We start from the raw sequence: 26935 nt of genomic DNA, 5'->3' as shown, positions 1-26935 counted from the left end.
CGCCCACGCTTGCCGCCCAGCCACCCGCGGTCGGTGCGCGCAAGCTGGCCTGAAGCCGCCGCGCTGCGCATGCCAATGAGCTTCAAGGACTTCTCGCTCAGCGCCTGGGTCGCCGGCGCACTCGCGGTGCTGATTTCATACTGCGGGCCACTGGTGATCTTCATCCAGGCCGCGCAGGCCGGGGGCATGGACGCGCAGACGCTGAGCTCGTGGATCTGGGCGATTTCCCTGGGCGCGGGGCTCAGCGGCCTGCTGCTGAGCGCCTGGCTGCGCCAGCCCATCATCACGGCCTGGTCGGCGCCGGGAACGGCGCTGCTGTTGAGCCTGTTTCCGCAGATATCCATGGCCGAGGTGGTGGGCGCCTACCTCACGACGGCAGTGCTGGTCATCGCCATCGGCGTCACGGGCTGCTTCGAGCGCATCGTGCGGCTGATTCCCAAAGGCATTGCGGCCGGGATGCTGGCCGGCATCCTGTTCCAGTTCGGCGCGCAGGCGTTTCGCGCCAGCGCCGACATGGCGCCGCTGGTGTTTGCGATGCTTGCGGCCTATCTGCTGGGCCGGCGCCTGTGGCCGCGCTATGCCATCGTGCTGGTGGCCGGGGTGGGCCTGGCGGTGGCGACGCTGCTGGGCGACACGCGGTTGCAGATGCTCGCGCCGGTGCTGGCCAGCCCGGTATTTGTCGCGCCGGCGTTTGGCTGGAGCGCCTTCTTCAGCTTCACCGTGCCCTTGCTGCTGGTGAGCCTGACCGGCCAGTATCTTCCGGGCATGAGCCTGCTGCGGCTTGCGGGTTATCAGACCCCGTCGCGCGCCGTGCTGACCGGCACGGGCCTGGCCTCGCTGCTGGTGGCCTGCTTTGGCGGCATCACCATCGTGCTGGCTTCCATCACCGCCGCGCTGTGCACCGGCGCCGACGCCCATGCCGATGCGCGCAGGCGTTATGTCGCGGGCATTGCCAGCGGCATCTTCTACCTGGTCGGCGCGGCGTTTGCGGGCAGCATCGTGCTGCTGTTCAATGCCTTTCCGCCGCCCTTCATTGCCGCGTTGGCGGGGCTGGCGTTGATCGGCGCAATTGCCAGCAACCTCGAATTGCTGGCGCAGGAGCGCGGCACGCTCGAAGCTTCGGTGATTGCCTTTCTGGCCACGGCCTCGGGCATGTCGCTGTTCGGGCTGGGCGCCGCGTTCTGGGGCGTGGTGCTGGGCATGGCCAGCCACCTCATGCTGCGCCCACGCGTCACCTGAGCGCCCGCGCCTTGCCGCGAAAACCGCCGCCAACGAGGTCTTCGCTGGATCGCCGGCGCCGGGCGATCAGGTGCGCGCCGCGGGCTTGTCCTTGGGAACGCGGCCCATCAGGTAGAACTCGGCGTTGGGCTGCATGCCCGCAAAGCTCGCCATGCGGTTCGACAGCCCGAAGAACGCGGTGATCGCCGCGATGTCCCAGAGGTCTTCGTCATCGAAGCCATGGGCGTGCAGCGCCGCGAAGTCGGCGTCGTCGATTTCATGGCTGCGCTCGCTGACTTTCATGGCGAAGTCCAGCATGGCGCGCTGGCGCGGCGTGATCTGCGCCTTGCGGTAGTTGACCGCGAGCTGGTCGGCCAGCAGCGGCTTCTTCTCGTAGATGCGCACGATGGCGCCATGCGCGACCACGCAATACAGGCACTGGTTGGCGGCGCTGGTGACGGTGACTATCATCTCGCGCTCGCCCTTGGTCAGCGAGCCTTCCTCCTTGAGCATCAGCGCGTCGTGGTAGGCAAAGAACGCGCGCCATTCGGCGGGCCGGCGCGCGAACGCGAGGAACACGTTGGGAATGAAGCCGGCCTTTTCCTGGACTTCGAGGATGCGCGCGCGGATATCCTCGGGCAGGGCGTTGAGATCGGGGAAAGGGTAGCGGGTGGACATGGTCAGCGTTCTCCTGAAGATGCCTCAGCATAGTGCGCGGCGCGCGCCTTTGCCATGCGAACAATCCAGCAGAGCGCGACAAAAAAAGCCCCCGCCGGCCTGGACCGACGGGGGCTTGGAGCCACCAGGCCGGACGCTTACTTGCCGGCCTTGAGCGCGGCAATCGCCTTGGCCACGCCTGCGCCATAGGCCGGGTCGGCCTGGGTGCAGTGGGCAATGTGCTTTTGCACGATATGCTCGGACACGCCGTGGATGTTGCGCGCCGTGTTGTCGAACAGCCGCTGCTGGGCGTCGGGCGTCAGCAGGCGGAACAGGTCGCCGGGCTGGGTGAAGTAGTCGTTGTCGTCGTCACGGTAGTTCCAGCGCGCGGCCGCGCCGTGCAATGCAAGTGGCGGTTCCGCGAAGTCAGGCTGCTCCTGCCACTGGCCCTTGGTGTTGGGCTCGTAGGCAATGGTCGCGCCATAGTTGCCGTCGACGCGCATCGCGCCGTCGCGGTGGTAGGAGTGCACCGGGCAGCGCGGCGCATTGACCGGAATGCTGTGGTGGTTCACGCCCAGGCGGTAGCGCGCGGCGTCGCCGTAGGCGAACAGCCGCGACTGCAGCATGCGGTCGGGCGAGACGCCTATGCCGGGCACCAGGTTGGCGGGCGTGAACGAGGCCTGCTCGACATCCGCATGGTAGTTGTGCGAGTTGCGGTTGAGCTCGACGATGCCGACTTCGATCAGCGGATAGTCCTTCTTGCTCCAGACCTTGGTCAGGTCGAACGGATGGAAGCGGTAATGCTCGGCTTCGGCCTCGGGCATGACCTGCACGCACAGCTTCCACTTGGGGAAGTCGCCGCGCTCGATCGCGCCCAGCAGGTCGCGCTGCGAGCTTTCGCGGTCGCCGGCCACCACGGCCGCGGCTTCGGCGTCGGTGTAGTTCTCTATGCCCTGCTGACAGACGAAGTGGAACTTCACATAGAAGCGCTCGTTTTGCGCGTTGTAGAAGCTGTAGGTGTGCGAGCCGAAGCCATGCATGTTGCGGTAGCCCTTGGGAATGCCGCGGTCGCTCATGACGATGGTGATCTGGTGCAGGGCTTCGGGCAGTCCGGTCCAGAAGTCCCAGTTGTTTTCCGCCGAGCGCATGTTGGTGTACGGATCGCGCTTGACGGCCTTGTTCAGGTCGGGGAACTTGAGCGGGTCGCGGAAGAAGAACACGGGCGTGTTGTTGCCCACCATGTCCCAGTTGCCTTCCTCGGTGTAGAACTTCATGGCGAAGCCGCGGATGTCGCGCTCGGCATCGGCCGCGCCGCGCTCGCCGGCGACGGTGGAAAAGCGCGCGAACATTTCGGTGGTCTTGCCGATCTGCGAAAAGATCTTGGCCTTGGTGAAGCGCGTGATGTCGCCGGTGACGGTGAACGTGCCGAAAGCGCCCGAGCCCTTGGCATGCATGCGGCGCTCGGGAATCACTTCGCGGTTGAAGTGGGCGAGCTTCTCGAGGTGCCAGATATCCTGCAGCAGCATCGGTCCGCGCGGACCCGCGGTCATCGAGTCCTGGTTGTTGGCTACGGGAGCGCCGGCGACTGTGGTGAGTTTGTTCATGCGTGGCCTTTCGTTATGAAGATAAAGCAATCGGTGTGGTTCATTATTGAGGTGAATCAGTCATTTGACGTGGCTTGCGCGATTGCAAGTTTGGAACTCCGTCATAGGATTTTTTATGACACCAACTAGCCGAGAGCGAGTTTTCGCACCAGGTCGGCGGCCGTCGCCGCGCCGTATTTGCGCATCAGGCGCGCGCGGTAGATTTCCACCGTGCGGTGGCTGATGCCCAGCGCCTTGCCCATCTCCTTGGAAGTCAGGCCTTCGAGCAGCCGCGCCGCGACTTCGCGCTCGCGGCCGGTGAGCCCGGCCTTGACGGGGCGCTGCGCGCTCAGGTCCTCGAAGCTCCAGACGCCGGCCGCATGCGGGTTGCCGCGCTCTAGCGTGCGGCCCGAGACATGGCACCAGAAAGTCTCGCCCGTCGCGCGCTGCATGATGCGGCTGTCGGAATACAAGCCCGTGGCGCTCATGATGGGCGCAATGCGCTCGCCCAGGCGTTCATACTCTTCCACCGATGGATACAGCACCTGGAACGACTGGCCTATCAGCAGTTCGCGCGAAGCGCCGAACATCGTGCACAACTGCTGGTTGCAGTCCATCATGATGCGGTTGCGGGAAATGACCAGGCCCACGGGCGCCATGTCGAAAGCCAGGCGGTAATCTTCAGTCATTGACCTGTTCCTAGTGCTAGTCTTTACGGAAAACTACGTAGTTCTCTACGTAGTATGCTAGCCCAAACCCCTTACCAGGAGACAAGAGTGAAAAAGCTTTACCCTTCAGCGGAACAGGCCTTGCAAGGCGTGGTCGCGGACGGCCAGACGCTGGCCGTCGGCGGCTTCGGCCTGTGCGGCATTCCCGAAGCACTGATCGATGCCTTGCGCGACAGCGCGGTGCGCAACCTCACCGTGATCTCCAACAACGCGGGCGTGGACGGTTTTGGCCTGGGCAAGCTGCTCGAGACGCGCCAGATCAAGAAGATGATCTCGTCCTATGTGGGCGAGAACAAGGAGTTCGAGCGCCAGTACCTCGCGGGCGAGCTCGAGCTCGAATTCACGCCCCAGGGCACGCTGGCCGAGAAGCTGCGCGCGGGCGGCGCGGGCATTCCTGCGTTCTTCACCAAGACCGGCGTGGGCACGCTGGTCGCCGAAGGCAAGGAATTGCGCGATTTCGACGGCGAAACCTATGTGATGGAGCGCTCGCTGGTGCCCGACGTTTCGCTGGTCAAGGCCCACCGCGCCGACAAGAGCGGCAACCTGCAGTTCCGCCTGACGGCGCGCAACTTCAATCCCGCGGCTGCGACGGCCGGCAAGATCTGCATCGTCGAAGTCGAGGAAGTCGTCGAGATCGGCGAGATCGCGCCCGACGACATCCACCTGCCGGGCATCTACGTGCACCGCATCGTGCACAACCCGAATCCCGAAAAGCGCATCGAGAAGCGCACCATCACCGCAAAGCAAGGAGCCTGACCATGGCGTGGACCCAAGACCAGATGGCCGCGCGCGCGGCGCAGGAACTCGAAGACGGCTTCTACGTCAACCTAGGCATTGGCATTCCGACGCTGGTGGCCAACCACACGGGCGACAAGGAAGTCTGGCTGCAGTCGGAGAACGGCATGCTGGGCATTGGCGCGTTTCCGACCGAAGACAAGGTCGACGCCGACCTGATCAACGCCGGCAAGCAGACGGTCACCACCATTCCCGGCTCGGCGATCTTCGGCAGCGACCAGTCGTTCGCGATGATCCGCGGCGGCAAGATCAACCTGTCCATTCTCGGCGCAATGCAGGTCAGCGAGAAGGGGGACCTGGCCAACTGGATGATTCCGGGCAAGATGGTCAAGGGCATGGGCGGCGCGATGGACCTCGTGGCCGGCGTCAAGCGCGTGATCGTGCTGATGGAGCATGTCGCCAAGAAAAAGGACGGCACGACCGACCTCAAGATCCTGCCGCAGTGCACCTTGCCGCTGACCGGCGTGGCCGTGGTCGACCGCATCATCACCGACCTGGGCGTGTTCGATGTGACGCCCGAAGGCCTCAAGGTGGTCGAGCTGGCCGAAGGCGTGGCGTTCGAGGAAGTCCAGGCCCAGACCGGCGTGACGCTGCTGCGCTGATGCTTTCCTGGCTGCATTGACATACGGCCCGCAAGGGCCGTTTTCCATGGGCGATGCATTGGCTTACATTTAGGGTCTGTCTCAATACCATCCAACGAATGTCAACAAGTGCTCTCTCAGATCCGGATGCGGTTCCGGACGATCTGCGCGACAGCGTGCATTTCCTGCGGGCGATCACGGAACTGGCCGAAAACGATAACGTCATCACGCACAGCGCGATCTTCACCGACAAGGGCATCAAGCTGGTCGAAAGCGGTGCGCGCATCGACAGCCGCCTCTATGACCGGCTGGTGCAGGCGCCGCTGCGTGAAGCGATAGACCACCATCTGATGGTCGACAACATGGTCTGCATACAGTCCATCGAAGCCGAAGTCATGGTGCAGTGCGAAACCGTGGGCCTGGTGCGCAGCCTGGTCGCCGCGCTCGGCGGCGTCGACCGCCTGCTCACGCCGCTGCGCTTCATGCCCCTGCCCAGGCCCATTGCGTTCAAGCTCACGCTGATGCGCGAGCAGCGCCCCGAACTCTATGCCCACAGCCTGCAGATGATGCTGGTGGCGCTGTACCTGGCCGTCAAGGCGGGCTGGACCGAACGCGAATGCGTTCCGCTGGCCGCGGCCGGGCTGCTGCATGACATCGGCATGCTCTACATGCCGCCGGGCTGGACCGACCCCGAGCACAAGCTGACACCCGAGGAACGCAAGCAGTTGGTGGCGCACTCGGTCACCGCGATGTGGGTGCTGCGCGAGCAGCGCGTCTACCCGCTGTCGGTGCAGGTCGCGGTGCTCGAGCACCATGAGTGCATGGATGGCAGCGGCTATCCGCGCGGCCTGCAGGGCGAGCAGATTTCGGCGATGGGCCAGATGCTGATACTGGCCGAAGTGGTTTCCGCCTTCCACGAAAAGTATGCCGACATGGCGGCTTCGCGCCTGTCCTTGATGCTGCGCATGAACCATCGCCGCTATCCGCCGGACCTGGTGCGCAAGATATTGCCCCTGCTCGCGGGCGAGGTCGACAGCAGTCTGGAGATCGGGCCGCTGCTGCATGAAGTGCAGACCATGACCACGCTGCTGGGCGAAGCCTTTGCGCGCTGGGCCCAGTTGCGCGCGCAGTTGCCGGCGGCGCTGCCGGTATCTTCGCCCTCGCTGGCCAAGCCGCCGCCGCGTCCCGTGGACCGCGCCGTGGTCTGGCTCGACGGGCGGCTGAAGGTGCTCGAGAAGGAGCTGGCCCAGGCCGGCTCCCACCCCAAGCAGCTGCCCGATCTGCTGGGCTATCTGAAGGACGACCTGCAAGGCATGGCCGAACTCGCGCTGCTGCACCGCGAAGCCGTGTGGCAGCTCGAAGCGATTGCCAACAACTGCCTGCGGCGCTGGCCGCAACTGCTCGAGGGCGCGACGCCCATGGAGCATGCGCTGGCGCGCTGGTGCCGGGCCGCGGGCCGGCAGGCCAGCAAGGAAGCGGCGCAGGAAGTGGGCGAGCAGCCGCTGGAGGACGCTGCGGCCGACGCTTAGCGCCGGCCGCCGTGCGTCAGCGCGCGCGCGGCTTCTGCTTCGCGCCCTTGCTGCCCGACTGCACGGCGGACCGGCCCTGGGCCAGCAACTGGCTGCAATTGGCGTCGTCCTCGGCACCGGGCACGGTGATGGGCACCAGGGCCAGCGCGACCGGCGCGATCGCGATCGCTGCGGCGGCGGCGCCCGCGCGCAGCAGCAGCGGGCCGGCCTCGGGCCCGACCTTGGGCTTGGAGAAGGGGCCGCGCACATACAGCGGCGTGCGCAGCGAAAAGAACTTCCATTCGAGCGATTCAGGCTTGATGTGCAGGTCGAGCTGTTCCTGCGCCAGATCTATGGTGCCCGTGGCCTCGACATTGGCTTCGGGCGTCGCGAGTTTGGCCACGCGCGTCTGTGCCACGCCCTTGCGCACCGCGAAATCGGCGACCGCGCACTGCAGCTTGACTTCCTTGTCGTCGCCGAACAGCTTGGCGACCACGACGGAGCCGACGTTGAGCGCGGCCAGATCCAGCAGCTGGCGGCTCAAGGTGCCGTCGCGCACATAGAGCTTGAACTCGCCCGTGCTGCTTCCCAGCAGCTTGGCGATGGAGTTGCCCTGGGCGCTGAGCGCGACCGCGCCATCCATCTGACCCAGGCTTTTTTCCATCAGCGCGACCTTGGGGAACAGCGCCGAGAGCTTGAGCCCCTGCACCGTGCCCTTGATCTCGCCCTGCAGCGGTTTCTGGTTGCTGTCGAGCACGACCACCGTATCGAACTTGCCCTTGGCGACGCCGAAGCGCAGCGGCTCCAGGCGCAGCACGCCGTCCTGCAGCACGGCGTGGGTGCTCAGCGAATCGATGGGCAGGTTTTCCGAACCCACGACATGCTTGCCGTCGAACTTGATGTCGAGATCCATCGCATTCCAGCGACCGATGTTGAACGGGTTGTCGGGCAGGATGCGTCCACCCGTGGCGCGGGCCTTGCGCGCCTTGGCTTCGGAGGTGCCGAGCACGGGCACCAGGTCGGCCAGGCGCAGCTGCTCGGAGCGCATGTCGCCGACGAGCTTGGCGCGCGGCTTGCCCGAGGTGTAGGTGAGGTTGCCTTTGAGATCGCTGCGTCCGACCTTGCCGCGGAAGTCTTCATACTTCCAGACCGCTTTTCCCGGCTCCAGGCTGCCGGTCAGATGGCCGCGGGTGTCGAAGGTCGGCGTATTGGGCAGCACCAGTCCCGTGAGCGGGTAGAGGTCGGCCATGCTGAAGCCTTCGAGCGTGACGTCGAAGTCCAGGCCCGAGAGCGCCACCGGGTTGGCCAGAATGCCTTCGGCCGTGGCGGCGATGCTGCCGGCACGCGCCGAGAACTGCAGCGGATAGTCCACCTTCCTCTCGCGCAGGCTCAGCACGGGGCCGGCCTTGCCCTGGCCCGTGACCTGGGCCTTGCCATAGCGGCCAGTGAGCACGAAGCCCAGGCCATAGGGGCTGTCTGCGGGCGCATCGTCGAGGGTTGCCAGGCGCGCGCGCACCGACAGGTCGATCGCGCCATCGAGATAGCCCAGCCAGCCCTGCTTGATCTGCAGCTCGCCCACGTCGAACTGCCAGGGCCGGGCGCTGGGTTCGGGGCGCTCGAACTTCCAGTTGTTGCTGCCGTCCTTGCGCCGTGCAAGCACGATGTCGGGTTCATCGAGCACCAGGGTGTCGATCTGCAGCTGGCGCGCGAGCAGCGGCCACAGGCGCAGCGAGGCGCTGGCGCGCGCCACGCTGGCCATGGTCGCGGCGTCGCGTGCCGCGGGCGCAGCGGGGTCGGCCACCGGCTGCGACGCAGCGGGCTTGGCATCGCCCTGACCGGCTTTTCCTTGCGCTGGCACCGCGATCGCCTTGCGCGCCGGCAGGATAGGCAGGCCCGTGACTGCGCGCTGCGGTGCTTCTGGGGTGCTGAAATCCACCGGGTTGCCCAGCGTCAACTGCTCTGCGTGCAACGTGACGCCCGGGATCCAGTGGCGCCAGCCGGTATCGAGCGGTTGCGGCCACTGCCATTGGGCCGACAGCGGCCCGGCGATGGCGAAACTGCGGCCCGTGGCTTCGCTGACTTTCTGTTCCACCCAGGGCTTGTAGCGGTTCAGATCGGCATAGATGATGAACAGGACGGCGGCGACCAGCAAGGCCAGCAGCAGTGCGAAGAGGGCGCCGATCCAGCGCAAGGCGCGATAGCGTCGTACGGGGGGCTTGGTGTCTGGGTTTGGGGTCATGCGCAGCAAAGGGGAATCCGTCGAAATAGCGCAGGTTCGCGCGGGCAACCGTCCTCGGTTGCAGGATGAATGCATCCTAGCCCTGCAGTCGGCCGCATCCAAGCGCGGGGCAGACGCTCGCGCCATTGGCTTACAGCGCAATGCCCTCTGAAGGTCCGTTGCGCGCGCGCTGCGCTGCCTGCGCCACGCTTTTGTCGCCCCAGGGGCGGCAGCGGCGCGCCAAACAGGCCCTAAAATCACGCCGCCATGCACAACCCGCACGATCCCAAAGTTCTGCCTCTGCGCGATGGCGTCAGCCCCAGCTGCATCGTGTTGCCCCACCAGGTCGAAGGCCTGGTGCTCGATTTCCTCGCACGGCGCCTGCCCGTGGTAGCGCGTGCCGATTGGCGCGCGCGCATGGAGGCCGGCGATGTGGTCGATGAGCATGCACAACGCGTGCTGCCCGACCGCGCAATGGCCGGCGGGCTGCGCGTGTACTACTACCGCACGCTGGAAAACGAGGCGCCCATCCCGTTTCAGGCCAGTGTGCTGCTGCGCGACGCGCACCTTCTTGTCGCCGACAAGCCCCATTTCCTGCCCGTGGTGCCCGCGGGGCGCTATCTGCAGCAAAGCCTGCTGGTGCGCCTCAAGCGCGAGTTCGACCTGCCGGACCTGTCGCCCATCCATCGCATAGACCGCGAAACCGCGGGCCTGGTGCTGTTTTCGGTGCAGCGCGCCACACGCGGCCTCTACCAGGGACTGTTTCGCGAGCGCGCGATCGAAAAGACCTACGAAGCCGTCGCGCCCTGGCGCGCGCAGCTGGCGTTTCCGCGCGAACATGCCAGCCGCATGGAGGAAAGCGGTCACTTCTTTCGCATGCACCAGGTGCCGGGCGAGCCCAACAGCTTCACGCGCATCGAGGTGCTGGAGCAAGCGGGCGACTGGGCGCGCTACCGGCTCACGCCCGTGAGCGGCAAGCGCCATCAGCTGCGCGTGCACATGGCGGCCCTGGGCCTGCCGCTGGTCGGCGACACGCTGTACCCCGAAGTCAACGACGCGCCGGAAGGTGATTTTTCGCGCCCGCTGCAGCTGCTCGCGCGCTCGCTGGCCTTCGTCGATCCGCTCACGGGCGAGCACCGCAGGTTCGAAAGCCAGCGCAGTCTGGCAGACCTGCCGAGTTGAAACGCCGGCCGCGCAGCGCAGCGCGGCCCATGCGCCAGCACATCCATCCGCCCGGCATCGAAGCGCCGGTGGCAGGGGCGCGAGCGAGCGCGCCGCGACGGCCATGCGCAGGGTGTCGCAGCCCGATAGTTCATTGCTAACACCATAGCTATTGCACAGGCTAAGCCAATCATTTGCTGAAAAATGCAGTCGAAATTGCGTCCGAAAAGGGCTGTTCAAACCCCTTGTTGGTGGCATGGTTAAAGCAAAAATCTGTCACCACTGCACGGATTTCTGGCCTTGATTCAGCGCGATTGAGGCATTTATTCCGGCACTGGAAGTCCGCTGAATCAGGAGCAAGCTTTCAAGGCATGGCGTGGATTTCATCACTTTTTGTGTCGGCGGTTTCTGACAAAAAACGGCCTAAGAAACCATGGCGAGATATCGGCTATTTGCAAGAAGCTTGCTTGACAAAGCTAACTAACGGAATAGGATTTTTTCAAAATAAAACAACTTGCAAAGATCGATAGGAAGTTTCTATTTTTCTAAGCAAGGACCGGTGTCGGAACTGCCTGAATGACGGCCCATCGGCGCCTGCGCCCAGCCCTTCACCAGCGACGAAGTACACGCTTGTCAGACCCGATCGAATGGAGGTAGGCCATGGAATTTTCCGAACTCCGCGCCGCAGCCGAGCTGGTGGGCATGCTGTTTGCCGATCCGCGCTCGCTGACCCTTCTGCTGCTGCTGCTCGCGGCCGCCGTCTGTGATCTGCGCACCCGCCGCATTCCCAACCGGCTGACATTCGGCGGTGCCACCGCAGGCTTGCTGTTCAGCCTGGCCGCACCCCATCACGGCGGTGGCCTGCTGTGGGCCCTGGGCGGTCTGGGCCTGGGGCTGGCGCTGATGCTGCCGCTCTATCTGCTGCGCGCTCTGGGCGGCGGCGACGTCAAGCTGATGGCCATGTCCGGCGCCTTTCTGGGCCCTGAAGGCACCTGGCAGGCCGTGCTCTTTGTCTTTGTCGTGGGCGGAGTGCTGGCCATGGCCTACGCGCTGTGGCATCGCGTGGTGGGCAGGCTGCTGCGCAACACGCTCAAGACGGTGCAGATCCTGTCCATGACCGTGGCCGCGGGAATGCGCCCCGACGCCCGCGCCAGTTCGGCGCAGTCGGTAGGCAGCTTGCCCTACGGCGTCAGCATCGCGCTGGGAACGGCAGCGTTCCTGGTCGCCCGGCAGTTCACCTGGATTTAGCAACCACAACAGCTTCGCAGGGAGTTCCCATGAAAAACGTCAAAGCTCTGGGTCTGTTCGTTCTGGCGGCGCTCGTCAGCCTGGCGGCCGCGGTCTATGCGGCGAACTGGGTGGCACGGCGTGGCAGCGTGGACACCGACCGGGTGGTCGTCGCGGTCACCGATATTCCTCTGGGCAGCAAGCTGGTGCCCACCATGCTCGGCACGGCCGAGTGGCCGCGCGGCTCGATTCCTGAAGGCGCCTTCACGGACATGCAGCGTCTGCAGGACCGCGTGATCAAGGTCGGCGTGCTGCGCGGCGAAGCGCTGCTCGAAGGCAAGCTGGCGCCTGAGGGAACGAAGGGCGGACTGGCCGCCATCATCGCTCCGGGCAAGCGGGCCATGTCGGTGCGCGTCAACGATGTGGTGGGCGTCGCCGGCTTTGCTCTGCCGGGCAACTATGTGGACGTGCTGGTCAACGCCGAGCAGGACAAGAGCGGTGGGACGCAGCAGCATCAGATCAGCATGACCGTGCTGGAGAACGTGCTGGTGCTGGCCGTGGCGCAGGAAGCGGGCCGCGACGAGACCAAGCCCAAGGTGGTCAGCGCCGTGACGCTGGAACTCAGTCCTGCGGATGCCGAGAAGCTGGATCTGGCGCGCAGTGTCGGCAGCCTGTCGCTGGTGCTGCGCAACCAGGTGGACAAGGACCCGGTCGGCACCGCTGGCATCACCAAGAACCAGCTGTTCGGCACCTCAGAGCCGGCTGCCGTTCCAGTCAGCGCTGCGGTCAAGGTGGCTGCTGCCGTCAAGCCTGCCAAGCCGGTCGCGCCGCGCGCCCGGCCCGCAGCGCAGCTCCCGGCTGCGACCTGCGTCGAAGTGATTCAGGGCGGGGGCAGCACCTTCAACTGCTTCTGATCTTCAAACAACCAACAACCCAGAGAGGCCGGCCGTGCGAAACCACCACCTGTACAGAGCAGCGAGCATGCTGCTTGCCAGCGCCGTTCCGGCCCTGGTCGCCAACGCCCAGCCTGCGGACACGCCGGCAAAGGCTCCCGCCACGGCTGTTACGGCGCCAGTGCCGGCGCGCAGCGCCGTGTCCGCGCGCAATTGCAGCGCCATCCGCATGGAGGAGCCGGCCACGGTGACGCTGGGCAAGTCCGTCGTCATTCCACTGAGCTCGCCCATGGCGCGCATTCTGGTCAGCGGGCACACGCCGGGCAGCGCGCAGGCGGGCGTGCCTGCGGCAGCGGCGGCGGCCGCCGCCACCCAGACGGCGGTGCAGGACGGCATAGGCGATATCGAAGTGCAGCTGCTCAGCCCGCGGGATCTGTTCTTTCGCGGCCGCAAGTCGGGCGGCATGAACGTCATCCTGCAGAACGCCCAGGGCATCTGTTTCGTCAAGGATGTGGTCGTGACCATCGATCCCGGCCCGCTGCAGGCCAAACTCGCCGAGCTCATGCCCGAGGAGCGCGGCATCCGCGTGCAGGGCGCGGACAACGCGCTGGTGCTCAGCGGCGAGATCAGCAATCCGCTGCGCCTGGACGACGTGCTCACGCTGGCCGGCGCCTACAGCGACAGCAAGCGCATCGTCAACCTGCTGCGCACCACCTCGCCCCACCAGGTGATGCTGGAGGTGAAGATCGCCGAGATCAGCAAGACGCTGCTCGACAAGCTGGGCGCGGGCTTCAACGGCCAGCGCATCGCCAGCGGCGGAATGAACAGCTACTCCATCATTTCCAATTTTCTCAGCGGAGGGGGCGGGCTGTTGAGCGCGCTGCGCATAGGAAGGGGCGCATTCACCATCGACGGGCAGAAGGACGATGGCCTGGTGCGCATCCTGGCCGAGCCCAACATCATGGCCATCAGCGGCCAGCAGGCGAGCTTTCTTTCGGGCGGCAAGATCTTCATTCCCGTGGCCCAGTCCAACACCAATGGCGTGCCGGTGATGACGCTGGAGGAAAAGGAGTTCGGCATAGGCGTCAAGTTCACGCCCACCGTGCTGGGCAATGCGCGCGTCAATCTGAAGCTGGTGTCCGAAGTGTCCGACCTGTCGCAGACCGGCTCGCCCTTCACGTCGATCAACGGCGTGACCTCGGTCATTCCCTCGTTCTCGGTGCGCCGCGCCGACACCACGGTGCAGCTCAATGACGGGCAAAGCCTGGTGATCGCCGGTCTCATCAAGAACAACATCACCGAAGCCATCAAGCGCTTCCCGGGGCTGGGCGAAATCCCGGTGCTGGGCGCGCTGGCGCGCAGCACCGAGTTCCAGACCGACCAGACCGAGCTGATGTTCGTCATCACGCCGCGCCTGGTGCAGGCACTGGCCGAAGCGCCGCGCCTGCCCACGGACAACCATGCGACGCCTTCGCGCACCGAGGTCTACCTCAACGGCGCGCTGGAAAGCGCGACACCTGCGGCGGCGGCGCCGGCGCCCGCAATGCCGGGCTCGACCACGCCGCGCCCCGAACTGTCGCCCACGCCGCTGCAGCCTCTGGCACCCCCTGCCAACCTGCCCGATCCACAGAATCCGCCCTCATGAAAGGAGGTCCGCCATGATCGCTCGCACCCTCTGGCTTCCCCTGGCCGCGACCGCAATGCTGGCCGGCTGCGGCAGCACCACGCCCCATTACGACGCGCGCTTCGGCGACGCCGTGCGCAGCGCCCGCGCACAGATGACCATCCATCCGGACGCGGGCCTGGTTGCGGGCAGCGGCGTTGACGGCGCCACCGGCATGGACGGGCGCACCACGCGTCAGACCATGCAGCGCTACGAGCAAAGCTACAAGACGCCGCCCAAGGCGGTCAATGTCATCAACATCGGCGGCTCGCTGGGCGGCACTTCGTCCGCCGGGGGCGAGACGCAATAGGCCGGGCGACGGTCGCCCGGCGACACGCAATTGATTGAATTGAAAAGGAGTCCAGACCGCATACCGGCCTTGCACGCCACCCACCGGTCCACAGACCGGCGCATTCAGCGCAGTTCCTTTCATTTATCCACTTTAGAGGTGTCACCATGACCAAGTTTGCTCAACAGTTTGGCAATTCCCTGCAGTCCTTTGCAAGCGACGAAGAGGGCGCGCAGGTGATCGAGTACGCCCTGGTGGTGGCCGTGGTTTCGATCGGACTCATCTTGTTGATGAAGTCGTCCATCAGCACCACGCTGTTCACCGATTGGCTCACCAAGGTCAAGGCCTGCCTGACCAACAGCGCTGCCTGTGTGTAGTGGCTTCGCGCGCCAGCAAAAGCCTTTGCAGCCTCCGCGCCGCATCGGCTTTGCGCTGGCACATCGCTGCAACCCTTCAACCACCATGCGCCATGAAAAACCATCCGCACCCACGGTCCAGTCATTGGTCCACGCGCGATGCTGCCGCTGCGGCGCGGCGCCAGCATGGTGCGTTTCTCATCACGTTCGCGCTGTTCATGCTGTTCCTGCTGGGATTCATGGGCGTGGCGCTGGATTTCGGCCGGCTGTTCGTCGTCAAGGGCGAGCTGCAGACGGCCGTGGACAGCTGCGCGCTGGCGGCGGCGCGCGAACTCAACGGCCAGGCTGACGCCATTGCGCGCGCCCAGAGCGCGGGCATGGCGGCCGGCAATGCCAACCGCGTCAACCTGCAGTCCACGGCCTGGAACGGCCAGGGCAAGCTGACGAACGCCGACATTTCCTTTCGCGACCAGGCCTACGCCGTGACCGGCGCGGCCTATCTGGCCCGATATTCCGAATGCCAGTACACCATGGGCGGGCTCAAGCTCTGGCTGCTGCAGGCCATGGGCGCATTCACGGGCGACAGCGCCAACTGGGCCAATGCGGGCACCGTGGCCGCGCGCGCCGTGGCCACCAGAGGCGTGGCGCAGAGCGCCTGCCCGGTTCCGGTGCAGCTCAAGCAAGCCAGGTTCCAGACGCTGGTCAAGGGCGACTGGGTCGTGGTGCTGAGCAAGTCGGGCGACAGCGGCAGCGACTTCGGCTGGGCCAACCTCGACGGCAGCACCAGTGCCACCGAAACCTGGGCCGAAATGGAAGGCAAGTACTGCAGCACCAGGCTCGGCGACACCATAGGCACGGGCGGCGTCAAGGCCTCGGTCTTCGAGTACTGGAACCACCGCTTCGGCATCTACAAGAACAATGCCGCGACCCCGGCCCAGGACCCGAACGCCAGCCGTCCCGACTTCACCGGCTATATCTACAGCGCCACGAACTGGACTGCGGGGCGCAATGCCTACGACGGCAGTTCGGGCGCGACGCCCAATTTCAAGGCGCAGCGCCAGGCCTTTGCGGCCTGCAACCCCAGCTGTCCCGTCAAGGGGCAGGAGGTGGCGCTGGGCGCGGGCGCGCTGCAATCCTATGGCGCCGACCGCCGCCTGGTGCTGCTGCCCGTGGTCTCGGCCAGCGGTGTGGTGGTCGATTTCGCCTGCATGCTGATGCTCCAGCCCATACCCACGCCGGTCAAGGATGACATCCAGCTCGAGTTCCGCGGCAAGGCCAGCGACCTGGACAGCCCCTGCACCACGTCGGGCCTGGCGGGCGGCACGATAGGCCCGCTGGTGCCCACGCTAGTGAGGTGAAACCATGCGCAAACACCATGCACAACGAGGGGCGGCGCTGATCGAGCTGGCGCTGGCCATCCCCTTCATGATCCTGCTGAGCATGATCGTCATCGAGTTCGGCCGCGCGCTGTACGAGTACGGCGCGGTCACCAAGTCGGTGCGCGACGCCGCGCGCTATTTGTCGAACCAGACGCCCAATACCTTGTGCGCGAACGCGCAGAACCTGGTCGTCTACGGCAGCCTGACCACGGGCAGCACGCCGCTGGCGCCCGGCCTCAACACCGGCGCGGTCAGCTGCAGCTGGCAGACCGCGGGAACGTTTCCCTTGATCAATACCGTCACCGTCACCGTGACCGGCTACCGCTTCCAATCCATGGCAAGCAGTGTGTTCGGCACGCAGTTGACCGATGGCGGCATTACTTTCGGCGCCATCTCCGCCACCATGAGGACGCAGTCATGAAACGCCTCACACAACGTGGCGGCACGCTCATCGAGTTTGCGCTGGGCTTGCTCATCTTCCTGATGTTCCTGCTGGGCGTGGTCGACTTCAGCCGCATGCTCTACACCTGGGGCGCGGCCAGCGAGGCGACGCGCGCCGGCGCGCGCTTCGCCGTGGTCTGCGACGACCAGGCGCAAAAGGCCCAGGTGCTGGGCTACATGCAGGCGCGGCTGCCCCAGATTTCCGACGTGGACATCGTCTGGGCGCCGAGCGGCTGCACCACGGCCAGCTGCGAGGGGGTGACGGTGAGCATTCCTGCGGGCGGGCTCAAGTTCCAGTGGATTGCGCCCATCGTGGGCTCGGGCCTGCAGGCGGCCATCGACGTGCCGCGGTTCTCCACCTTCCTGCCGCGCGAAGCCATGCGCAAGGACCTCAACAGCGAAACGGCCTGTGCCAACTAACCAGAGTGCGCGCATCATGAAAATCGCCATCATCTCTCCCAACCCCGCGCATCTCCAGGACATGGCGCATGCGCTGCAGACGTACTCGCACCAGGTGTGGACTTTCGAGGGCGGCAAGACGCGCATGCCCGCGATCGCCGAGCAGGAGCGGCCCGACCTGATGATCGTCGACGGCATGTGCTGCGATCCCGGGGACCTGGCGCCGGTGGAGTACGTGACCAGCCACCACCCCCACACGGCGGTGATTCTTCTGTGCGCCCAGCAGACGCCCGAGTTCCTGCTGCAGTCGATGCGCGTGGGCGTGCGCGAAGTGCTGGCTTCACCCGCGCCGGCGCAGGCGCTGGTGGAGGCCGTGCGGCGCATCGCGGCGCGGCTGCAGGACGGCGCGTCCGAACACGCCAAAGGCCGGATCATGGCTTTCGTCTCCTGCAAAGGCGGCAGCGGAGCCACTTTCCTGACAACCAATCTGGGCTGGATGCTGGCGCGCCATCACTCGGTGCTGCTCATGGACCTGAACCTGCAGTTCGGCGATACGCTGGCCTATCTGCACGAAGGTCCGCCCAGCTCGACGCTGGCCGATGTGACGCGCGACATCCATCGCCTCGATGCGTCCTTTCTCACGGCCAGCACGGTCAAGGTCACGCCGCGCCTGCATGTGCTGGCCGCGCCCGAGGACGCGATGCATGCCATGCAGGTCGATCCTTCGGATGTGGATGCCATCTTGCAGCTGGCCGCCGCGCACTACGACTTCGTGCTGCTGGACATGCCGCGCGTGCTCGACCCGCTGGCGCTGCGCGTGCTCGACCGGGCGCAGATGATCGTGCCGGTGCTGCTGCCCGACGTGCCGGCGGTGCGCAACGCGCAAAAGCTGCTGGGCATGTTCCACGACCTGGGCTATTCGGAAAGCCGTCTGCATCCGGTGCTCAACCGGCTGGACCGGCGCAGCGAAATCGGCCTGGCCGAAGTGCGCAAGGCGCTGCGCCTGGACCTGCCATGGCACGGCGTTTCCGACGCGCCGCACGAAGTCCAGGCGGCGATCAATGCGGGCCTGCCGCTGGCGCAGGCGCAGCGCGGCAGCGCCGTGGTGCGCGAGCTCGCGGCCTGGGCCGATGGGCTGTCGCCCCAGGCCCATCAGGAAAGCATAGGGCTGTTGCAGCGGTTGTTTCGCCGTGCCTGACAGCGCCAGTCGAACACAAGGAGAAGGTCATGTCATTACGAGACTTGCTCGCCACCCCCCTGGCCCGCAGCCCCAGGCCTGCGCTGCAGGCGGTCCCCGCGGCCGCCGACAGCGCCCCGGCCGACGGGCCGCCGCCTGCGCCGGCCGTGCCGCTCTACGGTCACTCGGCGCCGTATCTGGCGCTGCGCGGACGCATCCATGCCAAGCTGCTGGAGCGTTTCGACCTGGCCGCGCTCGAGTCGCTGTCGCCCCAGATGCTGCAGCAGGAGATCGCGGCCATGACGGAGCGCCTGCTGGACGAGGATGCGGAGGCGATCAACGACCTCGAAAGAAAGCTGCTGGTGCGCGACATACAGCATGAAATGCTGGGCTTTGGACCGCTCGAGCTGCTGATGGCCGACCCCGCGGTCTCGGACATCCTGGTCAATCGCCACGACCAGATCTATGTGGAGCGCCACGGCAAGCTGGAGCTCACGCAGGTGGTGTTCACCGACGAAAAGCACTTGCTGCGCATCATCGACAAGATCGTCTCGCGCATAGGCCGGCGCATCGACGAGTCCAGTCCCATGGTCGATGCCCGGCTGCCCGACGGCTCGCGCGTGAACGCGGTCATCGCTCCGGTCGCGCTGGACGGCCCGATGATGTCGATACGGCGCTTCGCGCGCACGCCGCTGCGCATGGAGAACCTGGTCGGCGATCTCAAGAGCCTGACGCCGGGCATGGCCCTGGTGCTCGAGGCCCTGGTCAAGGCCAAGGTCAACATGATCATCTCGGGCGGCACGGGCGCAGGCAAGACCACGCTGCTCAACATTCTCTCGGGCGACATTCCCGTCACGGAACGCGTGGTGACGATAGAGGACGCGGCCGAGCTGCAGCTGCAGCAGCCGCATGTGGTGCGCATGGAAACCCGCCCGGCCAACATCGAGGGCCGCGGCGAGATCACCCAGCGCGCGCTGGTGCGCAACGCGCTGCGCATGCGGCCGGATCGCATCATCATCGGCGAAGTGCGCGGCGCCGAGGCCGTGGACATGCTGCAGGCCATGAACACCGGGCATGAAGGCTCGTTGACCACGATCCATGCGAACACGCCGCGCGACTCGCTGGCCCGGCTCGAGAACATGGTCGGCATGGCCGGTCTGAACCTGCCGCACCAGGCCGCGCGCCAGCAGATCGCCTCGGCCATCACGGTGGTGGTGCAGGTGCTGCGGCTCACGGACGGCAAGCGCAAGATCACCAGCATCCAGGAAATCACCGGCATGGAGGGCGATGTGGTCACCATGCAGGAGATCTTCGCGTTCGTCCAGACCGGCATAGGGCAGGGCGGCGAAGTGCAGGGCTATTTCCATGCGACCGGCGTCAGGCCCAAGTTTGCCGACCGGTTCCCGGGGCTGGGAATCGTGCTGCCCGATTCCGTCTTCGATCCCGAGCGGCACTACCAGTGAACCAGGAGGCTGCCATGTCGTCCTTTCTTTCCTCGCATTCGTTCATGGTGATCAGCGCGCTGGTGTTTGTCGCGGCGCTGCTGCTGCTCGAGGCGCTGCGCCTGCTGTGGAAGCAGTACAAGAGCCCCGAAGCCAAGCGGCTGGAGCGGCGACTGCGCGCGCTGTCGGCGGCGCATGACCACAGCGCCCCGACCAAGCTGGTGAAGGAGCGCGCGCTCAGCGACATACCGCGGCTGCAGCGCGCGCTGCAGCGCGCGCCGCGCGCTTACCAGCTGGACCGGGTGATCGTGCAATCGGGCCTGGAGTGGACGGTTTCCGGTTTGCTGCTGGGCTGCGCGATACTGTTTGCGTTCGGCGTGCTCGCGGCCGTCATGTTGCGCCAGCCCATGGCGCTGGCCATTCCCCTGGGCGCCGCGCTGGGCCTGCTGCCCTGGCTTTTCCTGCAGCGCAAGCGCCATCAGCGCCTGGCGCTGATGGAGCGCCAGCTGCCCGAAGCGCTGGATCTGATGACGCGCGCCTTGCGCGCCGGCCATGCGTTTTCCTCGGGCCTGCAGATGGCGGGCGACGAACTGGCCGAGCCCATCGCCGGTGAACTGCGCCTGGTGCACGACGAGATCAACTACGGCACTTCGCTGCCCCAGGCCTTGACCAACCTGAGCGAGCGCGTGCCCATCACGGACCTGCGCTACTTCGTCGTGGCGGTGCTCATACAGCGCGAGTCCGGCGGCAACCTCACGGAAATGCTGATCAACCTGAGCCGCCTCATCCGCGAGCGGCTCAAGCTCCACGACAGGGTGCGCGTGCTTTCCGCAGAAGGGCGCATGTCGGCCTGGATTCTGGGGCTGATGCCGTTCGGGCTGGCCGCGATGCTCAATCTGCTGAACCCGGAATTCATGTCGGTGCTGTGGAGCGATCCCATAGGCATCGCGATACTGCAAATACTGGCCGCGTTGATGGTGATCGGGGTGCTGATGCTGCGCCGCATCGTTCGCATCCGGGTCTGAGTTTGGTCCTGAACGCAAGGAGTCCGCCATGCTGATCGTCGCTTTGCTCACTTTCGTCGCGCTCATGCTGGTCGCGGCAGCCATGTTCTCCTGGATGGTGCCCACGGCCACCGAGCAGCGCCTGCAGTCGCTGGCGCCCGCGCCCGCGGACCAGGGGTGGACGCAGACCGTGGTCAAGCTGGTAGGGCCGTTCGCCCACTTCTCATTGCCCACGGGCGGCATGGACGCATCGCCCTTGCGCCTGCGTTTTCTGAACGCCGGAATCCGCCATGAGAGCGCGCCGCTGCTGTATTTCGGCAGCAAGACGCTGCTGCCGCTGCTCGCTGCGCTGGGGGTGTATTCGCTGATGCTGACTTCCAGCGCGCCCGATGGCACCGAGCGCCTGTTCTATCCGCTGGTGGCCGCGCTGGTCGCCTGCTATCTGCCCAATCTTGTGCTGCGCCGCATGGCCGCGCGGCGCCAACGCGAGATCTTCGAGAATTTCCCCGATGCCGCCGATCTGATGCTGGTCTGCGTGGAGGCCGGCATGGGGCTGGACGCAGCGCTGAGCAAGGTGGCCGAGGAAATCCGCATCAAAAGCCAGGCCCTGGCCGACGAGCTGCATTGGACCAACCTCGAAATGCGCGCCGGCAGCAGCCGCGAGAAGACCTTGCACAACCTGGCCGCGCGCACCGGGGTCGAGGAGATCCACTCTTTCGCCGCCATGCTCACGCAGGCCGACCGCTTCGGCACCAGCATAGGCGACTCGCTGCGCGTGTTCTCGGACGATCTGCGCCACAAGCGGCAGATGCGCGCCGAGGAGCTCGCGGCCAAGATTCCCACCAAGATGCTGCTGCCGCTGGTGCTGTGCATCTTTCCGGCCATCGTGATGGTGGTGCTCGGGCCCGCGGTGATAGGCATAGTGCGCACCGTGCTGCCGATGATGGCCGGCAACGGCTGAGCAGCGCTGCGCTGTCGCACAAATTGCCCGAAACGCGCCGACCTGTGGTGCAATGCAGTGGCGCTGGTCGTCAGCGTGTTTTCGGGGCACTTTCATGCAGAAACTCGTCGGAAAAATCCTTGCCATCGCCACCTTGGCCCTGGCGGCCAATGCCAGCTTCGCGCAGGACAAGCAGCCCACGCCGCAGCAAAAACTGATGGGCACCTGCAATACCGAGGCCACGGGCAAGAAGGGCGATGAGCGCAAGGAGTTCATGAAGTCCTGTCTTTCGGACGGCAAGAAGCTGCAGCAGGAGCGCATGAAGCTGTGCAACTCCCAGGCCACGGGCAAGGCCGGCGACGAACGCAAGGCCTTCATGGGCCAGTGCCTGAAGAAATAGGCATTGGCTGGCGTCCGGGTTGCACCGGCTGGAACGCCTGGGCCGCGGCTTCAGCCGTGCAAAAACCGTATGCCGCTGCGCCGCACCAGCTCGTCGTAGCTGATGGGCGCGCTCAGTCGCGTGCCGGCCGCGTTCTCCTGCCAGTGCGCCCAGCTCTTGCCCGTGCTCGCGTCATAGACCAGCTTGAACAGATGGCTGGGCACCTGCACCTTGCCCGGGCCTATGGTGCGCACAGGCCCCGAGAACACCGGGCCGGTGAACACATAGACATCGCCTTGCGCGCGCTGGGCATAGCGGCGCGTGTCCTGTTCGATCTGGCTCCAGGGCCCGGCATTGTGGGTCTGGTTCTGCGGCACCATGTTCGCCAGGCTGAAGCTCTGCGCCATGGCTTCGGCGCTGGCCATGTTGCCGGCCGGCGCCATATGGCCGCGCGAATAGCCCGAGCCCTGGTAGTCGGAAAGTTCCGCGCGCTCGGCGCGCGGCAGGCGCGCGTCGGCAAAGAACTTGTCGGTGCGCTGCAGGCCCTTGGCCTGGGTGATGGTGGCGCGGTTGAGGCGTTCGGCGACGAACACCGGCGTCTTGTGGCTGCCGCTGTGCAGCACCGCGAAGCTGCTGTAGCACAGCTCGCGCAGATCGCCGGCCTGGGGCACGACGGGCGGCAGGCCGCCGGGGAAATGCTGGCGGCATTGCGAAAACTGCGTGGCCGTGGTGCTGCCCTGGCCCGCATGAGGGGCGGGCGCCGGGCTGCTGGTCGTGGTCTGCGGCAGGCCCAGCAGATCGTTGAGCGCGAAGCGCGCCAGGCCGTCGGCCAGGGGCGCGAGCGCGGCCAGCGCCGATGCGGCTGCCGGGCCGACCAGCGACGTGACCGAGGCGAGCAGCGGCGGTCCTATCACCGCCGAAGCCTTGGCCAGCAAGCCGTCGTACCAGCCCATGTGGGGCGTGCAGCCCGAAACCTGGTGGCCCACGGCCGCCGACGAAGTCAGTCCGAGCCAGAACCGGCGCATCCGCAGGAGGTCGTTGATCTTGGAAAGCAGTGCACTTTTACGGGTGCGTCTGCGGCTGGCCTTGCGGGAACGCTTCGTCATGTCTGCGCGGATGTTAACCGCCAAACTGCCCCGTTTTTTCCATTCATGCGCGCATATGCGCCCGGGTCGCGAGAATGTTGCTTTCAGTTGCCCCAGGTATCGGCGCTGATTGCCTGGTACCAGGCCGCGCCGTAGCGCGCTTCGGCCGCGCGAAAGCCCGCCGGGGCGTCCAGAGGGCTGATGCCGCCCGAGTCAGGCACCTCGATGAGTGTGTCGTTCTGCGCCCGGTAGACCCCTGCCACCGAGATCCCGTACTCCGGGCCTATCAGGCTGTAGCAGGTGTTGGTGTACCAGGCCTGGGGCGCCTGCTGGCCTTGCAGTTCGGCGCAGATCGCCGCGGCAACCAGCCGGCCCTGGGAGTTCGCGCTGGCGCCCGATTTGGGCATGGGCGCGGCCAGGCTGGCGTCGCCTATCACATGGATGCCGGCTTGCCGGCGTGCGGCGAAATTCTCCGGGTGCACCGGCACCCAGCCGCTGGCGTCGGTCAGGCCCGCGCGCTCGGCGATCCAGCCGGCTTTCTGCGGCGGGATCACGTTGAGCACATCGGCGCGGTGCAGCGTCCCCAGCGAAGTCTCGACTTCGCGCCGCAGCGCATCGACGCGCACCACCTCGCCGTCGTCGTCCAGGCTGCGCCAGTCGATCATGTCGCCATACAAGGCTTTCCAGCCCTGCAGAAACAGCGGCTTCTTGGAGAATTCGTTCTTCGCATCGAGCAGAAGAATGCGCGACCTGGGCTTGTGCGCGCGCAGATAGTGCGCCACCAGCGCCGCGCGCTCATAGGGGCCCGGCGGGCAGCGGTAGGGCGCGGCGGGAATCACCATCGCGAAGGTTCCGCCATCGGCCATGGCCTGGAGCTGCGCGCGCAGCAGGCGCGTCTGGGCACCGGCTTTCCAGGCATGGGGCGCATGCATGGACGCGGCGGCATCGTAGCCCGCGAGCCGGTCCCAGCGCATGTCGACGCCCGGCGACAGCACCAGCCTGTCCCAGGCGAGGCGCTGGCCGTCGGACAGCGTGACGGTTCTTGCCGCGGCATCCACGTCGACGGCCGCGGCGTGCACGACGCTGATGCCCATGCCGCGCAGCGTTTCGAAGCCGTGTCCCAGGCTTTCCCAGTGGCGCAGTCCCGCGAGATAGTGGCTGGAAAAAGCGCAGGTGTAGTGGCGCGCTGCGGGCTCGATCAAGGTGATGCGCAGCGCGCTGTTGTACAGGCGCAGATGGCGCGCTGCCGTGGCACCCCCAAAGCCGCCGCCGACCACGACCACATGCGCCGCGCCTGCCTGGGCACGCACCAGGGCCGGCATGGCCAGCGCCCCGAGTCCGGTGAGCAGCGCGCGGCGCGAAAGAGGAGAGGGTGGTGGCGTCATTACCGCTCCTGTGCAAACCAGCGCGCCAGGGCCGCGATCTGCGCTTCGTCATAGCCCTTCATCAACCGCGTCATGATGGTGGCATCGGGCGCTGTGCCGTTCCTGAACGCCAGCAGCCGCGCGCGCAAACGGCTTTCGGACTGACCGGCAATGCTGGGAATGTCCGTGGACGAGTGGCCGCCCGGCCCATGGCAGCTCACGCAGGTGGCCGCGAGCACGGCCACCGTGGCGGGCGCGATAGCGGGTTCGGCAGCCGGGCCGGCGACAGCCGTGCCCGGCAGCACAGAAAGCAGCAGCGCGCATGGGCGCCAGAGGGAACAAGGCATGGGAAGACCTTTGCAACACAGGATTGCCAGCATGCCTGTGAGGTCTGTCCGTCTGGATAAGCGCAGCGCGCATCGTCTTGCGCGCAGCAGCCGACAGCGCCGTCCCGCCCGCTATCGTCCTTGCAGGAAGTCCAGCAATGCCTGGTTGAACTCCGCCGCATGCGAGAGATTGCAGCCATGCGGGCCGCCCTTGATCAGATGCAGCTTGCTGCCCGCGATCGCGCTGTGCGTGCGCGCGCCGCTGACTTCGAATGGCACGGTCTGGTCGCTGTCGCCATGGATCACCAGCGTGGGAATGTCGAATTTCTTCAGGTCAGCGCGGAAGTCGGTGCGCGAGAACGCGGCGATGCACTCGTGCGTGCCCTGCGGTGACGCGAAGGCGGCAATCGTCTTCGCGTATTCGCGCTGGGCTTCGCTCACGGCCAGTTGCCCGCCCTTGGGGGTGAAGAACTTCTGCGTGAACTCGTCGAGAAATGCGAGCCTGTCGTCGCGCACGCCTTTTTGCTTGGCGGCGATGTCTTCGTCGGAAACCGCGCCTTCCGGGTTGTCGCCCGACTTGAACAGGTAGGGCGGCACCGCGGCCGCGAACACCGCCTTGGCGACGCGCTCGGTGCCGTACTTGGCGACATAGCGCGCGACTTCGCCGCCGCCCATCGAGAAGCCCACCAGCGTCACGCCATGCAGATTCAGGCTGTTGAGCAGGATGTGCAGATCCTGGGCCAGCGTGTCGTAGTCATAGCCGTCCCAGGGCTGGGTCGAATGGCCGAAGCCGCGGCGGTCATAAGTGATCACGCGGTAACCGGCCGCGACCAGCGGCCCGACCTGGGGCTCCCATGTACGGCCGCTCAGCGGCCAGCCATGGATCAGAACGACAGGCTTTCCCTGGCCGAGATCCTGGTAATGCAGCTGCAGATCCTGGCCGGAAAATTGAGGAAGGTTGACAAAAGGCATGCGAGCTCCCGCTTGGTTTGGATACAAGCCTTGAGCTTCGCAAGCCCGCGGCATGTTGTCTGTCATCCATTGATGACATTGCATCTGCGCGCCACCGCTCCATCGAAACCAGATGTCGGCTCCGTAGGACAGCCACTACAACCGTACGCCATTTTTGCTGGCAAGGATTGGGCCGATTGACGACATGGTGACCCATGGGCAATTGGCGACTATCGATGCCTAGCGCAGGAGCACCAGCGCCCATTTCCAATCCATCCATCCGGAGACCCCATGCCCAACATCAAAAAGAATTTCTTCTATGCCGCCACGCTTGGCGCAGCCCTTGCCCTGACCGCCTGCGGCGGCGGCAATGACGACGACACCGAGCCCAGCGGCGACATCGGCATTCTGCGCATCTCCCAGGCGACCGATGCCAACCTCAACGGCTGGTACGGCACCGGCAATGTGGGCCTGACCGGCGTCGCCGACACCGGCAAGATCGGCCCCAACGAATGCGCGTTCGATTTCGACAACTTCACCAAGATCACCGGCGACCGCACGCTGGCGATGATGGGCGACATCCGCTATGCCTATCCCAACGGCAACGCCGCGCCCGCGCTCAACGGCGACAGCATCAAGATCAAGGACACGACCTACGCCTTCGTCAAGGACGGCAACAACCTGAGCAAGGCCAAGGTCAACCTGACGCTGGGTACGGTGACGTTCGACAATCTGCTGGCCAAGGATTCGGGCACGCAGTCGGTGGAGCTGTCCGGCACCATCAAGCTGCCCGACGAAGCCAACCGCGACAAGGCCTGCAAGAAGCCTAGCTAAGCGACCCGCAGCGCCCAAGGCGCAGCGAGGGGCTGAAATGCGCATTGTGTCCCGAGGGCGCGATGCGCATTTCTGCATGTGGAGCGGGCGACGGGAATCGAACCCGTGCTATTTGCTTGGGAAGCAAAAGTTCTGCCATTGAACTACGCCCGCAATCTGTGGCTGGTTGCAAAAGAACTATCCTGTGCCGCCAGGGCTGGATTATCCATCGGGTTTTTCCAGAGGTTCGGAGTTCAGCGAGGGGGACTTGCGCCAGGTTCCTGCCTGCATAAAAGATGCTCGATGGGTTCAGGCCTGTGCAACAGAAATCCCTGAGCGTAGTCCACGCCGATGTCCC

Annotated in this window: 27 protein-coding genes and 1 tRNA gene; 19 read left to right on the top strand and 9 right to left on the bottom strand. The window is 65.9% G+C overall.

Annotation, left to right across the window (positions count from 1 at the left end; genetic code table 11):
• The first annotated feature begins 75 nt into the window (after window positions 1-75).
• Window positions 76-1239 (top strand): benzoate/H(+) symporter BenE family transporter, encoded by a 1164-nt coding sequence (locus tag RR928_RS16190; protein ID WP_332683305.1) that lies wholly within the window; start codon window positions 76-78, stop codon window positions 1237-1239.
• A 66-nt stretch (window positions 1240-1305) separates the two neighbouring features.
• Here the strand turns inward: RR928_RS16190 and RR928_RS16185 are convergent, their stop codons facing one another.
• The 3 genes from RR928_RS16185 to RR928_RS16175 form a co-directional block, all read right to left on the bottom strand.
• Window positions 1306-1896, bottom strand: coding sequence for a peroxidase-related enzyme (locus tag RR928_RS16185; RefSeq protein ID WP_332540267.1), 591 nt, complete (start codon window positions 1894-1896; stop codon window positions 1306-1308).
• A gap of 137 nt (window positions 1897-2033) precedes the next feature.
• A complete protein-coding gene (locus RR928_RS16180; RefSeq protein WP_332540266.1) occupies window positions 2034-3479 on the bottom strand; it encodes a catalase in 1446 nt (481 codons plus the stop codon).
• A 125-nt stretch (window positions 3480-3604) separates the two neighbouring features.
• Entirely contained in the window at window positions 3605-4147 is a 543-nt protein-coding gene (locus RR928_RS16175) for a PAS and helix-turn-helix domain-containing protein (RefSeq protein ID WP_332540265.1), read from the bottom strand.
• Between the two features lie 87 nt (window positions 4148-4234).
• On the opposite strand from RR928_RS16175, the gene RR928_RS16170 reads away from it, so the two are divergent.
• The 3 genes from RR928_RS16170 to RR928_RS16160 all read left to right on the top strand — a co-directional run bounded on the left by RR928_RS16170 (window position 4235) and on the right by RR928_RS16160 (window position 7091).
• Window positions 4235-4942 (top strand): CoA transferase subunit A, encoded by a 708-nt coding sequence (locus tag RR928_RS16170; protein WP_332548890.1) that lies wholly within the window; start codon window positions 4235-4237, stop codon window positions 4940-4942.
• A gap of 2 nt (window positions 4943-4944) precedes the next feature.
• On the top strand, window positions 4945-5583 hold the full coding sequence (locus RR928_RS16165; RefSeq protein WP_332537708.1) for a 3-oxoacid CoA-transferase subunit B: 639 nt from the start codon (window positions 4945-4947) through the stop codon (window positions 5581-5583).
• A 98-nt stretch (window positions 5584-5681) separates the two neighbouring features.
• A complete protein-coding gene (locus RR928_RS16160) occupies window positions 5682-7091 on the top strand; it encodes an HD-GYP domain-containing protein (RefSeq protein ID WP_332537707.1) in 1410 nt (469 codons plus the stop codon).
• A gap of 16 nt (window positions 7092-7107) precedes the next feature.
• On the opposite strand, the gene RR928_RS16155 is transcribed toward RR928_RS16160, so the two are convergent.
• Window positions 7108-9309 carry an AsmA family protein gene (locus tag RR928_RS16155; RefSeq protein WP_332683302.1) on the bottom strand — a complete coding sequence of 734 codons (2202 nt, stop codon included), beginning with the start codon at window positions 9307-9309 and terminating at the stop codon, window positions 7108-7110.
• 246 nt (window positions 9310-9555) lie between these two features.
• Between RR928_RS16155 and RR928_RS16150 the strand changes: the two genes are divergently transcribed.
• From RR928_RS16150 to RR928_RS16085, 14 genes are all read left to right on the top strand, one after another.
• Complete coding sequence (locus RR928_RS16150) at window positions 9556-10470, top strand: pseudouridine synthase (protein WP_332537705.1); 915 nt, start codon at window positions 9556-9558, stop codon at window positions 10468-10470.
• Window positions 10471-11109: 639 nt separating this feature from the next.
• Window positions 11110-11697: an A24 family peptidase gene (locus RR928_RS16145; RefSeq protein ID WP_332537704.1), complete on the top strand. Its 588-nt coding sequence runs from the start codon at window positions 11110-11112 to the stop codon at window positions 11695-11697.
• 29 nt (window positions 11698-11726) lie between these two features.
• Window positions 11727-12590, top strand: coding sequence for a Flp pilus assembly protein CpaB (gene cpaB, locus RR928_RS16140; protein WP_332683299.1), 864 nt, complete (start codon window positions 11727-11729; stop codon window positions 12588-12590).
• A gap of 67 nt (window positions 12591-12657) precedes the next feature.
• On the top strand, window positions 12658-14214 hold the full coding sequence (locus tag RR928_RS16135) for a type II and III secretion system protein family protein (protein ID WP_332537702.1): 1557 nt from the start codon (window positions 12658-12660) through the stop codon (window positions 14212-14214).
• A gap of 13 nt (window positions 14215-14227) precedes the next feature.
• Window positions 14228-14542 (top strand): hypothetical protein, encoded by a 315-nt coding sequence (locus RR928_RS16130; protein WP_332537701.1) that lies wholly within the window; start codon window positions 14228-14230, stop codon window positions 14540-14542.
• 146 nt (window positions 14543-14688) lie between these two features.
• Window positions 14689-14898, top strand: a complete 210-nt coding sequence (locus RR928_RS16125; protein ID WP_332537700.1) for a Flp family type IVb pilin — start codon at window positions 14689-14691, stop codon at window positions 14896-14898.
• 92 nt (window positions 14899-14990) lie between these two features.
• Window positions 14991-16235, top strand: a complete 1245-nt coding sequence (locus RR928_RS16120; RefSeq protein WP_332683296.1) for a TadE/TadG family type IV pilus assembly protein — start codon at window positions 14991-14993, stop codon at window positions 16233-16235.
• 4 nt (window positions 16236-16239) lie between these two features.
• A complete protein-coding gene (locus tag RR928_RS16115; RefSeq protein ID WP_332537698.1) occupies window positions 16240-16677 on the top strand; it encodes a TadE/TadG family type IV pilus assembly protein in 438 nt (145 codons plus the stop codon).
• Complete coding sequence (locus tag RR928_RS16110) at window positions 16674-17117, top strand: TadE family protein (protein ID WP_332537697.1); 444 nt, start codon at window positions 16674-16676, stop codon at window positions 17115-17117. Before RR928_RS16115 ends, RR928_RS16110 begins: the two co-directional genes overlap by 4 nt.
• A gap of 16 nt (window positions 17118-17133) precedes the next feature.
• Window positions 17134-18294 (top strand): AAA family ATPase, encoded by a 1161-nt coding sequence (locus tag RR928_RS16105; RefSeq protein ID WP_332537696.1) that lies wholly within the window; start codon window positions 17134-17136, stop codon window positions 18292-18294.
• 29 nt (window positions 18295-18323) lie between these two features.
• Window positions 18324-19736: a CpaF family protein gene (locus tag RR928_RS16100; protein WP_332537695.1), complete on the top strand. Its 1413-nt coding sequence runs from the start codon at window positions 18324-18326 to the stop codon at window positions 19734-19736.
• A gap of 14 nt (window positions 19737-19750) precedes the next feature.
• Window positions 19751-20740: a type II secretion system F family protein gene (locus tag RR928_RS16095; protein ID WP_332537694.1), complete on the top strand. Its 990-nt coding sequence runs from the start codon at window positions 19751-19753 to the stop codon at window positions 20738-20740.
• A gap of 28 nt (window positions 20741-20768) precedes the next feature.
• Window positions 20769-21680, top strand: coding sequence for a type II secretion system F family protein (locus RR928_RS16090; RefSeq protein WP_332683293.1), 912 nt, complete (start codon window positions 20769-20771; stop codon window positions 21678-21680).
• Between the two features lie 94 nt (window positions 21681-21774).
• Window positions 21775-22059 carry a PsiF family protein gene (locus RR928_RS16085; protein ID WP_332537692.1) on the top strand — a complete coding sequence of 95 codons (285 nt, stop codon included), beginning with the start codon at window positions 21775-21777 and terminating at the stop codon, window positions 22057-22059.
• A 50-nt stretch (window positions 22060-22109) separates the two neighbouring features.
• Here the strand turns inward: RR928_RS16085 and RR928_RS16080 are convergent, their stop codons facing one another.
• From RR928_RS16080 to RR928_RS16065, 4 genes are all read right to left on the bottom strand, one after another.
• Entirely contained in the window at window positions 22110-23144 is a 1035-nt protein-coding gene (locus RR928_RS16080) for a DNA/RNA non-specific endonuclease (protein WP_332683291.1), read from the bottom strand.
• A gap of 83 nt (window positions 23145-23227) precedes the next feature.
• On the bottom strand, window positions 23228-24508 hold the full coding sequence (locus tag RR928_RS16075; protein WP_332537690.1) for an FCSD flavin-binding domain-containing protein: 1281 nt from the start codon (window positions 24506-24508) through the stop codon (window positions 23228-23230).
• On the bottom strand, window positions 24508-24834 hold the full coding sequence (locus RR928_RS16070) for a c-type cytochrome (protein WP_332683288.1): 327 nt from the start codon (window positions 24832-24834) through the stop codon (window positions 24508-24510). Before RR928_RS16070 ends, RR928_RS16075 begins: the two co-directional genes overlap by 1 nt.
• Before the next feature lie 111 nt (window positions 24835-24945).
• Window positions 24946-25785: an alpha/beta fold hydrolase gene (locus RR928_RS16065; RefSeq protein WP_332537688.1), complete on the bottom strand. Its 840-nt coding sequence runs from the start codon at window positions 25783-25785 to the stop codon at window positions 24946-24948.
• A gap of 270 nt (window positions 25786-26055) precedes the next feature.
• On the opposite strand from RR928_RS16065, the gene RR928_RS16060 reads away from it, so the two are divergent.
• Complete coding sequence (locus RR928_RS16060; protein ID WP_332683286.1) at window positions 26056-26598, top strand: hypothetical protein; 543 nt, start codon at window positions 26056-26058, stop codon at window positions 26596-26598.
• A 79-nt stretch (window positions 26599-26677) separates the two neighbouring features.
• Here RR928_RS16060 and RR928_RS16055 read toward each other — a convergent pair.
• Window positions 26678-26751, bottom strand: a tRNA-Gly gene (locus RR928_RS16055).
• Window positions 26752-26935 lie beyond the last annotated feature (184 nt).

It is taken from the genome of Comamonas sp. (assembly GCF_036666375.1).
Classification (GTDB): domain Bacteria; phylum Pseudomonadota; class Gammaproteobacteria; order Burkholderiales; family Burkholderiaceae_C; genus Comamonas.
This window is presented reverse-complemented; position numbering and strand designations above follow the sequence as displayed.

Bases quoted from the DNA above. Each gene is read 5' to 3' on its own strand.
- RR928_RS16190 (WP_332683305.1), top strand. From the start codon at position 76: ATGAGCTTCAAGGACTTCTCGCTCAGCGCCTGGGTCGCCGGCGCACTC.
- RR928_RS16185 (WP_332540267.1), bottom strand. From the start codon at position 1,896: ATGTCCACCCGCTACCCTTTCCCCGATCTCAACGCCCTGCCCGAGGAT.
- RR928_RS16180 (WP_332540266.1), bottom strand. From the start codon at position 3,479: ATGAACAAACTCACCACAGTCGCCGGCGCTCCCGTAGCCAACAACCAG.
- RR928_RS16175 (WP_332540265.1), bottom strand. From the start codon at position 4,147: ATGACTGAAGATTACCGCCTGGCTTTCGACATGGCGCCCGTGGGCCTG.
- RR928_RS16165 (WP_332537708.1), top strand. From the start codon at position 4,945: ATGGCGTGGACCCAAGACCAGATGGCCGCGCGCGCGGCGCAGGAACTC.
- RR928_RS16160 (WP_332537707.1), top strand. From the start codon at position 5,682: ATGTCAACAAGTGCTCTCTCAGATCCGGATGCGGTTCCGGACGATCTG.
- RR928_RS16155 (WP_332683302.1), bottom strand. From the start codon at position 9,309: ATGACCCCAAACCCAGACACCAAGCCCCCCGTACGACGCTATCGCGCC.
- RR928_RS16150 (WP_332537705.1), top strand. From the start codon at position 9,556: ATGCACAACCCGCACGATCCCAAAGTTCTGCCTCTGCGCGATGGCGTC.
- RR928_RS16145 (WP_332537704.1), top strand. From the start codon at position 11,110: ATGGAATTTTCCGAACTCCGCGCCGCAGCCGAGCTGGTGGGCATGCTG.
- cpaB (WP_332683299.1), top strand. From the start codon at position 11,727: ATGAAAAACGTCAAAGCTCTGGGTCTGTTCGTTCTGGCGGCGCTCGTC.
- RR928_RS16135 (WP_332537702.1), top strand. From the start codon at position 12,658: ATGCTGCTTGCCAGCGCCGTTCCGGCCCTGGTCGCCAACGCCCAGCCT.
- RR928_RS16130 (WP_332537701.1), top strand. From the start codon at position 14,228: ATGATCGCTCGCACCCTCTGGCTTCCCCTGGCCGCGACCGCAATGCTG.
- RR928_RS16125 (WP_332537700.1), top strand. From the start codon at position 14,689: ATGACCAAGTTTGCTCAACAGTTTGGCAATTCCCTGCAGTCCTTTGCA.
- RR928_RS16120 (WP_332683296.1), top strand. From the start codon at position 14,991: ATGAAAAACCATCCGCACCCACGGTCCAGTCATTGGTCCACGCGCGAT.
- RR928_RS16115 (WP_332537698.1), top strand. From the start codon at position 16,240: ATGCGCAAACACCATGCACAACGAGGGGCGGCGCTGATCGAGCTGGCG.
- RR928_RS16110 (WP_332537697.1), top strand. From the start codon at position 16,674: ATGAAACGCCTCACACAACGTGGCGGCACGCTCATCGAGTTTGCGCTG.
- RR928_RS16105 (WP_332537696.1), top strand. From the start codon at position 17,134: ATGAAAATCGCCATCATCTCTCCCAACCCCGCGCATCTCCAGGACATG.
- RR928_RS16100 (WP_332537695.1), top strand. From the start codon at position 18,324: ATGTCATTACGAGACTTGCTCGCCACCCCCCTGGCCCGCAGCCCCAGG.
- RR928_RS16095 (WP_332537694.1), top strand. From the start codon at position 19,751: ATGTCGTCCTTTCTTTCCTCGCATTCGTTCATGGTGATCAGCGCGCTG.
- RR928_RS16090 (WP_332683293.1), top strand. From the start codon at position 20,769: ATGCTGATCGTCGCTTTGCTCACTTTCGTCGCGCTCATGCTGGTCGCG.
- RR928_RS16085 (WP_332537692.1), top strand. From the start codon at position 21,775: ATGCAGAAACTCGTCGGAAAAATCCTTGCCATCGCCACCTTGGCCCTG.
- RR928_RS16080 (WP_332683291.1), bottom strand. From the start codon at position 23,144: ATGACGAAGCGTTCCCGCAAGGCCAGCCGCAGACGCACCCGTAAAAGT.
- RR928_RS16075 (WP_332537690.1), bottom strand. From the start codon at position 24,508: ATGACGCCACCACCCTCTCCTCTTTCGCGCCGCGCGCTGCTCACCGGA.
- RR928_RS16070 (WP_332683288.1), bottom strand. From the start codon at position 24,834: ATGCCTTGTTCCCTCTGGCGCCCATGCGCGCTGCTGCTTTCTGTGCTG.
- RR928_RS16065 (WP_332537688.1), bottom strand. From the start codon at position 25,785: ATGCCTTTTGTCAACCTTCCTCAATTTTCCGGCCAGGATCTGCAGCTG.
- RR928_RS16060 (WP_332683286.1), top strand. From the start codon at position 26,056: ATGCCCAACATCAAAAAGAATTTCTTCTATGCCGCCACGCTTGGCGCA.